This window comes from Arcicella sp. LKC2W (assembly GCF_034931005.1).
Taxonomy (GTDB): domain Bacteria; phylum Bacteroidota; class Bacteroidia; order Cytophagales; family Spirosomataceae; genus Arcicella.
On record NZ_JAYGIN010000027.1, the window covers coordinates 19,951 to 33,596 of the forward strand.

11 protein-coding genes are annotated in these 13,646 nt (G+C 33.9%); 5 read left to right on the top strand and 6 right to left on the bottom strand.

Features of this window, described 5'->3' with window-relative positions; genetic code table 11:
- Positions 1-12: 12 nt before the first annotated feature.
- The 3 genes from VB796_RS19815 to coaBC all read right to left on the bottom strand — a co-directional run bounded on the left by VB796_RS19815 (position 13) and on the right by coaBC (position 3,905).
- Positions 13-1,560 (bottom strand): NFACT RNA binding domain-containing protein, encoded by a 1,548-nt coding sequence (locus tag VB796_RS19815; protein WP_323348326.1) that lies wholly within the window; start codon positions 1,558-1,560, stop codon positions 13-15.
- A 151-nt stretch (positions 1,561-1,711) separates the two neighbouring features.
- On the bottom strand, positions 1,712-2,668 hold the full coding sequence (locus VB796_RS19820; RefSeq protein ID WP_323348327.1) for a DUF4835 family protein: 957 nt from the start codon (positions 2,666-2,668) through the stop codon (positions 1,712-1,714).
- A gap of 22 nt (positions 2,669-2,690) precedes the next feature.
- Positions 2,691-3,905: a bifunctional phosphopantothenoylcysteine decarboxylase/phosphopantothenate--cysteine ligase CoaBC gene (coaBC, locus tag VB796_RS19825; RefSeq protein ID WP_323348328.1), complete on the bottom strand. Its 1,215-nt coding sequence runs from the start codon at positions 3,903-3,905 to the stop codon at positions 2,691-2,693.
- A 233-nt stretch (positions 3,906-4,138) separates the two neighbouring features.
- Between coaBC and VB796_RS19830 the strand changes: the two genes are divergently transcribed.
- Positions 4,139-5,197, top strand: a complete 1,059-nt coding sequence (locus tag VB796_RS19830) for a sensor histidine kinase (RefSeq protein ID WP_323348329.1) — start codon at positions 4,139-4,141, stop codon at positions 5,195-5,197.
- Positions 5,198-5,236: 39 nt separating this feature from the next.
- Here the strand turns inward: VB796_RS19830 and VB796_RS19835 are convergent, their stop codons facing one another.
- Positions 5,237-7,138, bottom strand: a complete 1,902-nt coding sequence (locus VB796_RS19835) for a beta-N-acetylhexosaminidase (protein WP_323348330.1) — start codon at positions 7,136-7,138, stop codon at positions 5,237-5,239.
- Between the two features lie 261 nt (positions 7,139-7,399).
- Here VB796_RS19835 and VB796_RS19840 point away from each other — a divergent pair, with 261 nt between their 5' ends.
- Positions 7,400-7,963, top strand: a complete 564-nt coding sequence (locus tag VB796_RS19840; RefSeq protein WP_323348331.1) for an isoprenylcysteine carboxylmethyltransferase family protein — start codon at positions 7,400-7,402, stop codon at positions 7,961-7,963.
- 62 nt (positions 7,964-8,025) lie between these two features.
- On the opposite strand, the gene VB796_RS19845 is transcribed toward VB796_RS19840, so the two are convergent.
- Both VB796_RS19845 and VB796_RS19850 read right to left on the bottom strand, forming a co-directional pair.
- Entirely contained in the window at positions 8,026-8,667 is a 642-nt protein-coding gene (locus tag VB796_RS19845; protein ID WP_323348332.1) for a T9SS type A sorting domain-containing protein, read from the bottom strand.
- Positions 8,668-8,938: 271 nt separating this feature from the next.
- Positions 8,939-10,699, bottom strand: coding sequence for an OstA-like protein (locus tag VB796_RS19850; protein WP_323348333.1), 1,761 nt, complete (start codon positions 10,697-10,699; stop codon positions 8,939-8,941).
- Between the two features lie 191 nt (positions 10,700-10,890).
- Between VB796_RS19850 and tilS the strand changes: the two genes are divergently transcribed.
- The 3 genes from tilS (at position 10,891) to VB796_RS19865 (ending at position 13,637) form a co-directional block, all read left to right on the top strand.
- On the top strand, positions 10,891-12,222 hold the full coding sequence (tilS, locus tag VB796_RS19855) for a tRNA lysidine(34) synthetase TilS (protein WP_323348334.1): 1,332 nt from the start codon (positions 10,891-10,893) through the stop codon (positions 12,220-12,222).
- 271 nt (positions 12,223-12,493) lie between these two features.
- Positions 12,494-13,000 (top strand): sigma-70 family RNA polymerase sigma factor, encoded by a 507-nt coding sequence (locus VB796_RS19860; protein WP_323348335.1) that lies wholly within the window; start codon positions 12,494-12,496, stop codon positions 12,998-13,000.
- 46 nt (positions 13,001-13,046) lie between these two features.
- Positions 13,047-13,637, top strand: coding sequence for a hypothetical protein (locus VB796_RS19865; RefSeq protein WP_323348336.1), 591 nt, complete (start codon positions 13,047-13,049; stop codon positions 13,635-13,637).
- Positions 13,638-13,646 lie beyond the last annotated feature (9 nt).

Genomic DNA, 13,646 nt, shown 5'->3' on the forward strand with positions numbered 1-13,646 from the left:
CCCGATGAGGGGTTACAATTGTGGCTCAATCATAATAACTTCTTCTTTCTCAACAATTACCTGCCCTTCGCCCAAATCACGAGTTTTTCTGACGAATTTTTTGGGTGTAACAATGACGGGACAAAGGGTATCATTTCTGCGTTTAGAATAATAGGCCGCCAAACCCGCAGCTCGTTCTATCACTCTGACGGGATAATTCTTACCCGCTTGCTTACGGATAACTACATGAGAACCAGACACATCACGAGCATGAAGCCATAAATCTTCTTTGCGTGCATACCGCTGCGTAAGCAAATCATTGTTTTTAGCATTGCGTCCAACCAAAATTTCGTAACCTTCAAAATGATAATATTTAAACAAATCCTGCACGGTATCCATTGCTTTTGGGACAACTTCCAACTGATTGGCTTTTTGGTATTTTCTAAATTCTTTGAGCGTTTCTATTTGTTCAATTGTAGTTATTTGTTGGTCAATCTCTGCTAAATCTTCTTCTTTGGCAGCAATATTTTCCATCAATTTCTGTATTTCTATCTTCTCATTTTTTGATTTTCGATAGTAATTTTCTGCATTTTTTTGAGGAGATAAATCTGCTTTCAGTCTGACCTTCAAAGGTTTATCACGATAAAAATCATAGAGTTCAATTACTTCGGTTCGCTCTGGAATGGCGTGTAAATTTGCCATGATAATATTGGCAATTTCATCGTGTTTTACGCCCGAATCAAGTCCGTTTAATTGTTGATAGTTTTTCTCAATATATGCCTGTGTTCTACTTTTTCGCTTCAAAATAGCCTTAATAACCTGCCCTTTTTCTTTGTCAAAAACGTTTATGCGAGTATAAGCATAGTAAAAATTATTACTCGCCTCAATGGGGTCATCAAATGTTTTTTGAACTTCTCCCCCGTCTTCTATCAACGACAAAACTGGCTGATAATCAATCGTTTTAAGGTAAAAAACAGGATTCTCTAACCACTCTAAAACAGCTTGAATATCTTGCCAATTAACTGTTGATTTTGGTTGTAGGTAGGTAGCTATTTCTTTTCCAAAAGTTGGAAAAAGTGCTTTCCAACCTTTTTCATTAAAAGCAGTTTCAGATTGTTCGATGGGACGGTCAAGCGTCGTAAGGTCAATATTATTATCAACTACCAATTTATTATGGAGCAAATCTATTACCTTATTTTCATGCAAAAGAATGATATTAGAACGATTACCGTACATTTTGAAAAGCAATACAAAATCATTCTCAAAGTAAATTCCGAAAGCTCTTTCGTTCAGAAATTGGCGAACACTCACAACTTTCAAATCAATCAAATTTTTAAATAAATCGACGGAATTCCGTCCTGCTCTTTTAAAATCATTTGGGAAATTTAAACAAGCAAAATCTGGATGTAAAGCCGCTTTGATGTAGAAATCTCGCTGCTGTTTCCATTGTTTTCCATCCGTACAGAAACCCAATAAAAGTTCATCTTTTTCTTGTGAAAAACATTCTGCCAAGACCATTCCTACTAATTCTTTTTCAAGACGTTTTGACAATTGGCGAAGAAAATAATAATTGGTTTGCACGTTATTGGAGATTAGATTTTAGAGGTTAGATTACAGAGAATAGATGAGATATTATGACCGATGGAAATTTAGAGTATAGAAAATATAAATTGGATGAGTATATAGTTTAAATTCTAATCTATATACTCTAATTACTATTCTCTCTAAAAATCTATTTCCCCAATTTCCGATAAGATTCTGAATTAGTTGGGTCGAGAGAAGTTAAAAGCGATACTATTTTTTTACGTTCATCTAAAGGAGCGTCTCCATAAATATTCAATAATTCTATGGATTTTGCCTCAAAGAATAAACGATACCAAACTTGTCCAGGACGTGATTGACTAATTTGCTTAATCTGATTCAAATACTCTGTAATTTGCTTACGCCCACCCACAGGATTGGTTGCATAATTATCCATTGCCAAACGGTGATATGTGTAAAAACCCTCACGGAGTGGCTGTAATTGCTGATTTAATAGATTTTCAGAAACCCAATAACGATTACGAATATCACTCGAAGAAGTCCACCCTCCTCCTGCCGACTGTGCAAGATTGACTACATTCAACGCTTTTTGTGCAAAGTTTGTCCCGCCCATTTTCCCGAAAGAATCATAGTCAAATGCCAAAGCTACATAGGCATAAAATGCCAACATTTGCGTCAAATTATCATTGAAGTTATTGTCATTATAAGTCAAAGGTGTTCCCGCTACATACTTGAAAGTGAAGTTTTTATCAACGTAATTTAACAAAACTGTTTCGTAAGCTGTACCAAAAATGGGTCTTCTCACTTGAAAATTAGCTGTTCCTTCATAATCTCCATTTGAAGATGCCTTAGTTAAAATTACCGACAATGAACAGTTGATTTTTTCTTCCGTAGAGAAATTATCATTCGACCAACGACGATTATTCAAGAATTCTTGCATCACGTTTTGAATCTCGTTATAGACATTTGAGCCACGTTGTTCGTTTACTTGCAGTTGGTCGGTTGACAAACTCACTTTACAGTTAAGTTCTTGAGCTTTGATAGAATTACCAGTTATCAATAAACAGTAAACAGTAAATAGAAGGAATATTTTATTTAAAAAAAACTGATATTTTTTCATCATTTGAATGCTTTTGTAAGATTCCATTAAATTGTATGCCCTTGACTGATTACTGTTTTCTGTTTACTGATAACTGGGAGGTAATTTCATTTACAATATCTTGGGCAACATCTTGTTTAGACTTCAAATCAAAGTCAATGATTGTGCCATCTCTTTTAATAATACTTATTTTGTTGGTATCATGCCCAAAACCTGCTCCTGCATTTTGTAAAGAATTGAGTATAATCATGTCCAAATTCTTTGATTTTATTTTGCCAATGGCATTTTCAACTTCATTATCGGTTTCTAAAGCAAAACCAACCATCAACTGTTCTGGGCGTTTTTGTTGTCCTAACGTTTTGGCAATATCGGTTGTCTTGGTCAGTTCTATATTAAACGTATCTTCTTTCTTCTTTATTTTCTTGTCCGCTACAACCGCAGGAGTATAATCGGCAACGGCAGCAGCTAAAATGACAATATCAGCTTGGTCAAAAGCTTTTTGCGAAGCTTCGTACATTTCTTTGGCAGAACGTACTTTTACTAAATTAATACTCGTATCAGGCAATTTCAAGGCAACTTGTCCACTCACAAGCGTAACATTCGCTCCTGCTTTCGCTAATTTATTGGCAATGGCATAACCCATTTTTCCAGTTGAATGATTACTTATAAAACGGACAGGGTCAATCGGTTCTTGGGTTGGGCCAGCCGTAATCAACACATTTTTGCCTTTCAGAACGGCATTTTCAGAGAAATGTTTCGTCAAAACTTCTACCAATTCCTCAGGTTCAGCCATGCGTCCTTCACCAACCAAACCACTTGCTAACTCTCCATAATTTGACTTTACTATCTGATTTCCAAACGCTTGCAACTTCTTCAAATTCTCCAAGGTACTTGGGTGCTGATACATATCTAAATCCATCGCAGGAGCAAACAGCACTGGACATTTAGCTGACAGATAAACGGCAGTCAGTAAATCGTCACAAATACCATTGGCACATTTTGCGAGCGTATGAGCCGTTGCTGGAGCAATCAGAATAACATCTGCCCAAAGCCCTAAATCAACGTGATTGTTCCAAGTTCCTGTTTGGTCTTTCACAAATTCTGAAAGAGCAGGTTTTTTCGACAACGTTGCCAACGTCAAAGGAGTAATGAATTCTTTGGCGGCTTGGGTCATCACAATTTGTACTTCTGCCCCTTCTTTCACCAAAAGGCGTATTAAAGTAGCAATTTTATAAGCGGCAATACTTCCTGAAATTCCGATTATTATTTTTTTATGTGTAAGCATTGAGATGTTATCTATTAAAAACTGGTCAAATTTAATAAGCAAAAGATAAATTCCGTTCAATTGTTCCAAATGGTTTAGGTAAAAAATTAGCAAATCAAAAAAGCCGTTAATACTTACAATTGAACGCTTAAACAATATTATACGAATGATGGATAAACACTCAAAAAAAAGATTATTTTTGCTTCAAGCTATATTTTCTTACGCTTAAATTTCAATTAACTAAAGTTATGCTTATGATAATAAAGAAAGTGTCCAAAAATCAAGAATCTATTTTCTGGAAATTACACCTTACTTGGTGGGTCATTTATCTTGGTTATAGAACCCTACCAACTTGTAAACTACCAGAAGGCCCTTTTAGTACAATATTATTTTTCTATGTACTAAACTTTAGCTCAATGGTAATCATAACCTATTTATATAGAGCCATTTACCTAAAAATAGATTTAGATTCTGTCAAAAAAAGATGGCAATTTTTAGCACTTCTCATAGGTATTTCAATATGCGGAGGAGTTTATTTTTTGATAAATTCTCATGGTTTTTTTTATCATTATAGTGTTTGGGAAGGCAAAAAAATTACGACAGAAATGCGTTTTGACTATCTGTTAGAATGTATATGGAACTCACTCCCTTGGTTTTTGGGATTTCATCTTTTTAGGTATGCACAAATTTTGAAGGAACGAGAAAGTAATTTATTGAAATCGTTACATGATTCTGAACTCGACCGCTTACGTAAACAATTAAACCCACATTTTCTTTTCAATGCCCTCAATGGAATACGAGCGTTGGTGCTTACAGAACCTCATTCAGCAAGAGAGGCTATCGCACAACTATCTGATTTACTGAGACTTTCTCTCAAAACGAAATTAGATGAAAACATTTCGCTTGGTGAGGAAATTGAAATATTAGATAATTATCTGTCTATCGAAAAAATTAGATTTCATGAACGCTTGACCGTAGAAATCAAAATTTCTAATGATTTAAAGAATTTTCATGTATTGCCATTTTGCTTACAAATATTAGCAGAAAATGCCATCAAACACGGTATTGGAAAGCAGAAAAAAGGAGGAACAATTAAAATTTATGGCGAGAAAAACCAAACGCATTTATTACTCAAAGTCATTAATGAAGGGACATTAGAAAGTAAGCCAAGTCTGATGGAGGAAAATACAGGAATTGGTATCGAAAACCTTCAAAAACGCTTAAAAATCAATTTTGGAGACAAGGCTTTTTTCAAACTTGAAGAACAAAATCATCTGATAACCGCTTCATTGGGTTTTCCTTTAGAAAACTAAGGCTGTTAAAGATTTCTCGATAACAGCCTTAATAATTAATCACTTAGCTCTTTTCTCTAATTCTGTTTTCGGAATACTCAACATTCTCCCCAAAGGTTGTCCATTCCGAAGCGTGATTACTTTTAAGTTAATATCGCCTTTAGGAATTTCAAAAGCTGTTGTAAATTTCGTAGCAAATTTATCAGGAAATGAATCATCCATTGAATAATAAATTTCTGTATTCGGAATATCACAAGTCATGTCGCAAATCAATTTATTACCGTCCTTTTTAGTCGTAACAATCGCATCAAAAACGGCTTTACTTACTTTCAAATTGGCAGCATCAAAACGAGCAAAATGATTTTCAGTTCTCTCTAAGAAATTAGCATAATTTTTCTTTTCTTTCGGACTCCAAACTGATTCTGCAATTGCCCATGCTCTCGGATAAGTCATGTACAAAGCGTGACGGTAATTTTGTACTTGTTCTGTCCATAAATTTCCCTGTCCACCCAAAATATATTTCGCATCGGTACTATCTGGAACTGGCTCAAATTGATACGATTTTCTCAAAGATAAACTGGCATAAATTGGTTTTTCAACCGTTGGGTCGCCTTGTACATAATCTAAATAAGCAAAAGTAGTAGGAGTCATTACCACATCATGTTTTTGACGAGCCGCTTCAATACCTCCTTTCATGCCTCTCCAACTCATTACAGTAGCATTTGGAGCAAGCCCACCTTCCAAAATCTCGTCCCAACCAATCATGGTTTTACCCTTTTTATTGATAATTTTCTCAACTCTTTTCACAAAATAACTTTGTAACTCATGCACATCTTTCAAGTTATTTTTCTTCATAAATGCCTGACAACCTGCATCTTCTTCCCAATATCCATGATAACATTCGTCACCTCCCATGTGGATATATTTATTTGGGAAAAGTGCCGCCACTTCTGTAAAAACCTTATCTAAAAACTCATATACTTTTTCATCCGAAGGATTCAACGTATTTTCAATTTTCATCTTAAAAGTTCCATTCGGAAACCAATCTGCAAACTCAGTTCCTGGATTTACATAACGCTTTAAATCTTTCTTGGTTGAAAGCTCAGGATAAGCCGCCAAAACTGCCATACTATGTCCTGGAACGTCAATTTCAGGAACAATCGTCACGTTTCTTTCATTAGCATATTGAATCACTTCTTTCACTTCTTCTTGCGTATAAAAACCACCATAGGTTGCAGTTTCTCCCTCTTTTGGGTCTTCACGCTTGCCAAAACCTCCTACTCTTGGCACTCTCCATGCTCCAATTTCAGTCAATTTTGGTAAAGATTTTATCTCTAATCTCCAACCATTATCATCCGCTAAGTGCCAGTGCAATGTATTGAATTTATAACGAGCCATTAAATCAATATAGCTTTTCACTTCATCTTTCGTGAAAAAATGACGGCTAACATCCAACATCAACCCACGCCATCCAAAACGGGGATAATCCGTTATTTTACAACCCATAATCGGAAACATTCCCATTGAAAATTCTTTGTTTTCCGCTTGTGGTGGCATCATTTGTCGAAGCGTCTGAAGAGCGTAAAAAAGTCCTGCGGGTTTGTTGGCAACACATTTAATCGTTGTTCCGTCCACTTCAAGCGTATAACCTTCGTTACCTAACTTTGTATCAGCATTTTTATTGATGGTAAAAATCATCACTTTATCCTGCATCGAAGGCGTTGCTACTTTCTTAAAGGCAGGTTTTTGTCCAGCCATAAAACCCAAAGAATTGATGAAATTCTCTGCAATTTTCTTGGCATCAGTGTTATCGTCAGTTACGTCAATACTTGTACGAGAATCAAGCATAAACATATTCATGCCCGAAGATGTTGATACTTCATAGCTCACAGGGGCAGGAATAATATTATTTTGGGCAAATACAGAAAAGGAACTTAGTAACAATAAAAAGATTTTCTTCATGGTTTTGTTGATTTTGAGCAATTTAAAATTGAAGTTAGTCAAATTTTCAAATTCAATTATCCTGTTGTCCTTATTAAACATCGGAAAATTAATTATTCGGAATTAAAATGGATAACATTTATTAGAAGATAAATATTTAGGTAGTTCATTATTAACATTTCCGTGATTTAATACTACTAAACATTGGTTATACAATTCGCAATTCGCTCGCTATAATCCCTCAAACATTAGTATTTTTACATCTCAATTTTAGAAATCTATATGCAAACAAACATTTATTTAGGAATAGCTTGGTTGATTTACGGAGCAATCCATTCGTTTTTAGCCACAGGTACGATAAAAAAAACATTCCCATCAAAATATTATCGACTGATTTACAACTTCTTAGCAATCATTTTAATAATTCCAATTCTTTATTTACAAATAACATTACCATCAGTTAAGATGATGTTAAGTTCGCTTTTGAGTCAAGTATTGAGCGGGATGATGATGTTATCAGGGGTTTATTTAATCTATGTTTCCTTTAGGAATTACAACTTGAAAGCGTTTTTGGGTATTGATTTTAACGAGCCAAAGAAAAAAAGTGAGTTGCAGATTGAAGGTGTATCAAGTGTTGTTCGTCACCCAATCTATACGGGCATTTTATTATTTTTATGGGGAGCATTTGGATATTTCACAACCGAATCATATCTTATAACTGCCATTGTATTAACCATTTATATAAGAATTGGAATCTATTTTGAAGAGAAAAAATTAGTGCAAGAATTTGGTAAGAAATACGAAAAATACCAAAAGGAAGTGCCAATGTTAATACCAAAATTTTAAAAATAAAAGAGGCTACATTCGTGATGAATATAGCCTCTTTTATTTTTGTTAAATCTTAATTATTATTGATGTCTAACCAACAACTTCTTCGTAACCAACGACTTACCGTCTGCTGATAATTGATAAAGATAAATTCCGTTGTTCCAGTCTTTCGTTGATATTCTTACTTTTCTTTGGTCTTTCTCTAAAACTTCCTCTTTCATTTCATTACCCAAAATATTGTAAAAAGTAATTTTCGCCTCTCCTACTTGCGAAGAAATCACATAATCAATATTCGCATGGTCGTCGGCTGGATTTGGATAAATATTAGAAACAGTCAATTTTTCACTTGAAAACAATCTATCTTCTGAAGAAATAAATTCATCAATTTTATTATCTGAATTTACAACTGGTTGGCTAACACCTGCTTCGTTCTTGACAACTTGCGTTTTAGCAGGTTGTAACAAAAATGAATTTGTAAAATATTGATTGATGTAAGCTGAGCGTTGATAATTGATATTTCTATCCAATGCCAAAGATGATGGCTGAAAAAGTGAAAAAGATGTCTTTTTAAACAATACCGACGACGATAATGTCGTTTTAGCCTTAGGTTTTATGTCCAAACGGCTTTTATATTTATTGTCAGTTTGTGCATGAGTTTCTAAGCCCGATAGCGAAACTATCGTCATTAAAAACATCAGCGTATTTCTTAGTATAGGTTTCATTGCATTGTAAATATTCTATTCAGATATTTTTATTTTATGCCGCTTAAATTGAATTATTTGGCTGTTTAATGTTTCGCAAAAATCATGCGAAGATTTTACTTTTACTTTCTTTATACTCTTTAGACTATAAAATTACGTAAAAGGTTGCACGTCGGACTCTTAAAAAATGTTAATTATTTTTACTTAATTCTATCAGGTTTTGATTAAACGTTGATTTTCAAACACTTAATCCTTAACCTTTAAACAAAAATATATTAAAATTATTCAATTTTCAAAGTTTAGGCCTTAATTTTTTCTTAGAATTACTCAACGGTAGCTTCTTCACTTCTTTTTCTACTTTCTTGATTATCACCGTATCTTTTTTGATTTGGGGAATTTTCACTTCAATTGGTGGCGAAACTACTTTCATAATCATTTCTTTGGTAGGTCTTTCTGCAAGTCTCCATCTAAAACCGTCTAATTCTTTATCATCAGATTTTATTTCTTTAGGAGGAATAAACTTTCCGTCTGGTTTGGCCAAAAAAGCAATTCTACTCACTTTGTTTTTGGCAAAATTGATATTCATTTTCCCACATTGTACCCGATTCATGCCTGTAACGGTATTTTTTTCGTCAATGGCATAATAAATACTTTCTCCGTTTCCTTCAACGGTTACTTTTTCTACTCGTGAACTATCGGTAAAATTAACTACCATTTTACGCCCTTTTATCTGATTATAATTCACCAAAGTATCAATCGAAATCACGAAAGATTTGCCTTTCATATTCATGATTTTGATTTTATTATGACGCAATCCAATATTAATTGAATCGGCTTCTGACTGATTTTTGGTGTTCCAAATAATAGGTTTTTGATAGAAATAAATCGTAGAATCTGACACATTATAACTCAATGAATCGCATTTTGCCGACATATCCGATTTGTACATCAAGACCTTTTTGTAAGCGTACAATTTCTTGACTTTCGTTTCTTTGTTGTCCAACGAAACCAGCGTATCTGCGTTCAAAAAGAGCGTATCATTTTCAAAAATATTCTTCAATAAAGCGTGTCCAAATACTCTTGTAATACCTGTTTTTTTAGAATAACGCCCTTTATCGCCTGTCAAAATGGCTTTGTCTTTTTTAGAAACGAATAAAATATTGCCATTTGCTACGCCGATTTCGGTAGGCGGGTCATAAATCATGGTGTCAGCAGTCATCACATAATCTTCAGTTTTTACCGTTGAACGCCCTTTCAAATTAGAAATTTTGGTGAGGGTGTTATACTGACTTCCAGGATTGGCATAAGTGGTATCTTTTTTATTAACAATGAGCGTTGGAGCAACAAAAAACGCTTCTTTTGACAAGGTGCTATATCGTAGTGAATCTGCCGAAAGGTTTCCGTCTTTATCCACAACTTTTACATTGGTCTTAAAATTTACCAATTTTGTAACTGTATTGTAATAGGCTTCTTTACTCGTAAGAGTGCTTTTTTTGTCTAAAACTTTTCCGCCTGTATTATAAAAAGCTACGCTTGAATTAAGGTCATAATCTAATTTATTGGTATTCAGAATAATTGTTTTATCATCCAATTTTACACGTCCATTAATCTTAGCTTTTCTTTCATTTCCGAAATAATAGGCGGTATCTCCCGTAATAGTTACAGTATCAGCTTGGATAATTTTTACTTTTCCATAAGCCTCCAAAATATTGGTTGTTTCGTTCAAAACCGCCAAATTACAGTAAAGCAGCGTTGTTCCTTGTCGCAAACCAACATTTCCCATTAGCTTTCTGATTTGCATAAACGGTAAATTCATTCCCACCAAACTATCAGCTTTGATAATTTCTAATTGATTGGGATTCACGGGCATGGCTGGCACTTGAGCCTGTGTATTTAGCGTAAAAAAAAGCAGAAATAAGGCAAAGCAACTCAATAAATATCGAGACATATTTTTCGGAATAAAGCTCAATAAAGTAGCATTAACTTTGGTCTGTAAAACCGAAGTCTTGTCTAAAATTGATTTTATTTGATGTATTTTTGTGGAATATTTCATAATCATGATAACGAACCTATTTGACCTGTCTCTTTCGGTATAAATTAGTTCATTCTGAATCTGATAATCCAAGATTTGTTCAACGTAGCTCTGCTTCACAAATTTTAAAATATCAAATTCAAAATGAATCAAATTTCTCATCAAAAGAGACAGGTCAAATAGGTTCTGTACAAAATTACCTAAATAAAACGATGCTCGACGAGTTTTTAACCTTTATTAACAAACAAAACCTGATTCAACCTACGCAAAAAGCCCTTTTGACGGTAAGTGGCGGTATGGATTCAGTAGTGATGTGCGACCTTTTTAGCAAAGCAAAGCTTGATTTTGTGATTGCTCATTGCAATTTTGGGCTTCGTGGCGAAGAGTCGAATGAAGACGAAATGTTTGTTAAAAAGTTGTCTATCAAATATAAAGTTCCTTTCATTACCACGACTTTTCAAACGGCTGAATTTGCGGAAAATGAAAAAATTTCTACGCAAATGGCTGCTCGAATTTTGCGTTATGAATGGTTTGAGAAAATCAGAAGAGAACAAAATTGTGATTATATCGCTACGGCACACCACCAAAATGATGTGTTAGAAACGGTTTTATTAAACCTCACCAAAGGAACAGGCATTGCGGGTTTGCATGGAATTAAAGCAAAAAATGGATTTATTATTCGTCCGTTGTTATTCGCTGAAAAAGAAAATATTTTTGACTATGTAGTTGAAAATCAGATTATTTGGAGAGAAGATTCTTCCAATGAATCCAATAAATATCAACGCAATTTAATTCGTAATGAAGTTGTGCCTTTATTAAAACAAATTAATCCAAATCTTGAAAATACCATTCAACAAACCGTAGAGCGTATTTCGGCAGTTGAGGATATTTTTGAACAAGAAATGGAAATGTTGCGTAAACAAATTACATGGTCAGACGCTCAGGCAACTTTTGTAAATTATAAAGCAATCCAAACGCTTTCTCAGCCTGTCATCAAATTGGCAGAATTGCTGAAACCGTACAATTTTACATATCAACAATGTCAAGATATTTTTGATGCTTTTGACAAAGAAGCGGGTCGTAGTTTTCTCACGCCTACGCATACTTTGGTGAAAGACAGAACGGAGTTGGTTATCACTCCAAAAAATCTAAAACCCTTTGAAAGTCAAACGATAACGGCTGATGATGAGCTTTTAGAAATCAATCATTTGAAATTATCATTCGGAAAACCATTTGATAAAGCGGAAGATTTTACCGTTCCAATGGCTAAGAGAACCGCTTGTTTGGATGCGGCAAAAGTGCGTTTTCCACTACAAATCAGAAAGTGGAAGGAAGGCGACTGGTTTTGTCCTTTGGGAATGAATAAAAAGAAACTAATTAGCGATTTTCTGATTGACCAAAAAGTACCTTTAAACCTCAAGAAAGACGTTTATTTACTGACTTCAAACGGTTCGGTGGTTTGGGTAATCGGTATGAGAATCGACGATAGATTTAAGGTAACTGATAAAACGGAGAAAATTGTTTTGTTTGAAAATATTAAGTAATTTTCAGACCACAGATTTGACGGATTTGACGGATTTACACTGATTTTATATTTTTGAGTAAGATACACTTTAAGAGTGGTTACGAGTTACTTTATCTGTTAGATTGATTTTATTAAAATCATAAAATTATCTTAACTCTAAGAATCATGATTCTGAAGAAAATACCAAAAATCAGTGTAAATCCGTCTAATCCGTAAAATCTGTGGTCTCCAATATTTTTCTGTAATTCTACGCCCGTCCTTGCGACTAATCTCCTAAAAACCTCAAAAAATTGAATCAATCCACTGAAAATCAATTTATTGAAATCATCAAAATCAATCAGGGCATCGTGCATAAAGTGTGCGGAATGTATCGGCATGACCCTGACGATAGAAAAGATTTATTTCAAGAAATTATTATTCAATTGTGGCGTGCCTTCCCAAAATTTCGACAGGAGTCCAAAATCTCAACTTGGATTTACCAAATTGCCCTAAATGTTGCTATTTCGGATTTCAGAAAAGAAAGTCGCCGACCTCAACGAGTTGAATTAAGCGAAAATATCCTTAACATTTCAGACAATATTTACGATAATTCTACCGAAGAACAAATCAAAATTTTACATCATGCTATTGCCCAACTTTCAGAAATTGAAAAGGCAATTGTGATGCTTTATTTTGAAGAAAAAGACAATGAAGAAATTGCTGAAATTGTGGGTATTACCCAAAATAATGTACGAGTAAAAATGACCCGAATTCGGGAAAAATTAAGATTATTGGTAACACAGGAATCTTTCCTGTGACACGTTTTTGAATTACAGGAAGGATTCCTGTACTACCAGATACTTTATGGAATTAGACAAGTTAAAAAATATTTGGCAATCACAAACCATTTTTCAAGAAAATCTTGATAATGAAAGAATTACGTCCATAATTCAACAAAAATCAAAGGCAATTTCTGATAAATTATATCAAAATTTAAAATTTGATGTAATGGTTAGTTGCTTGCTTATTTTGCCATTATTGTACATTATTGTAGGGACAGAACTTGGATTTTACCATAAATTAACTGCCTTATTTTTCATTATTTTGACTTGTATCGGTATAGTTTTATATCTAAAAAATCAGAAAAAGTATCAAGAATTTTCCACAAAAAATGATTTAGTTTCTACCTTAAATTTCACCGTTAAAAAGTTCGAAAAACAAATCAAAACGATTACTATTCTGAATAATATTTTGCTATTACCTTTGATGTTTTATGGAACAATTGTAGCTGCCCAAATAGCAGAAATAGAAATTGAACTACGAGAATTGATAATTTTGCCTTTAATAATCAGCCCAATTGCCTATTTTTACAATAAATATTTCATTAAAACTTTGTATAGAAATCATCTCGATAAACTAAAATCTCACCTTTCTGAATTACAAAACCAATCTTAAACCAGTATC

Bases quoted from the DNA above. Each gene is read 5' to 3' on its own strand.
- VB796_RS19820 (WP_323348327.1), bottom strand. From the start codon at position 2,668: ATGGAATCTTACAAAAGCATTCAAATGATGAAAAAATATCAGTTTTTT.
- coaBC (WP_323348328.1), bottom strand. From the start codon at position 3,905: ATGCTTACACATAAAAAAATAATAATCGGAATTTCAGGAAGTATTGCC.
- VB796_RS19830 (WP_323348329.1), top strand. From the start codon at position 4,139: ATGATAATAAAGAAAGTGTCCAAAAATCAAGAATCTATTTTCTGGAAA.
- VB796_RS19835 (WP_323348330.1), bottom strand. From the start codon at position 7,138: ATGAAGAAAATCTTTTTATTGTTACTAAGTTCCTTTTCTGTATTTGCC.
- VB796_RS19840 (WP_323348331.1), top strand. From the start codon at position 7,400: ATGCAAACAAACATTTATTTAGGAATAGCTTGGTTGATTTACGGAGCA.
- VB796_RS19845 (WP_323348332.1), bottom strand. From the start codon at position 8,667: ATGAAACCTATACTAAGAAATACGCTGATGTTTTTAATGACGATAGTT.
- VB796_RS19850 (WP_323348333.1), bottom strand. From the start codon at position 10,699: ATGAAATATTCCACAAAAATACATCAAATAAAATCAATTTTAGACAAG.
- tilS (WP_323348334.1), top strand. From the start codon at position 10,891: ATGCTCGACGAGTTTTTAACCTTTATTAACAAACAAAACCTGATTCAA.
- VB796_RS19865 (WP_323348336.1), top strand. From the start codon at position 13,047: ATGGAATTAGACAAGTTAAAAAATATTTGGCAATCACAAACCATTTTT.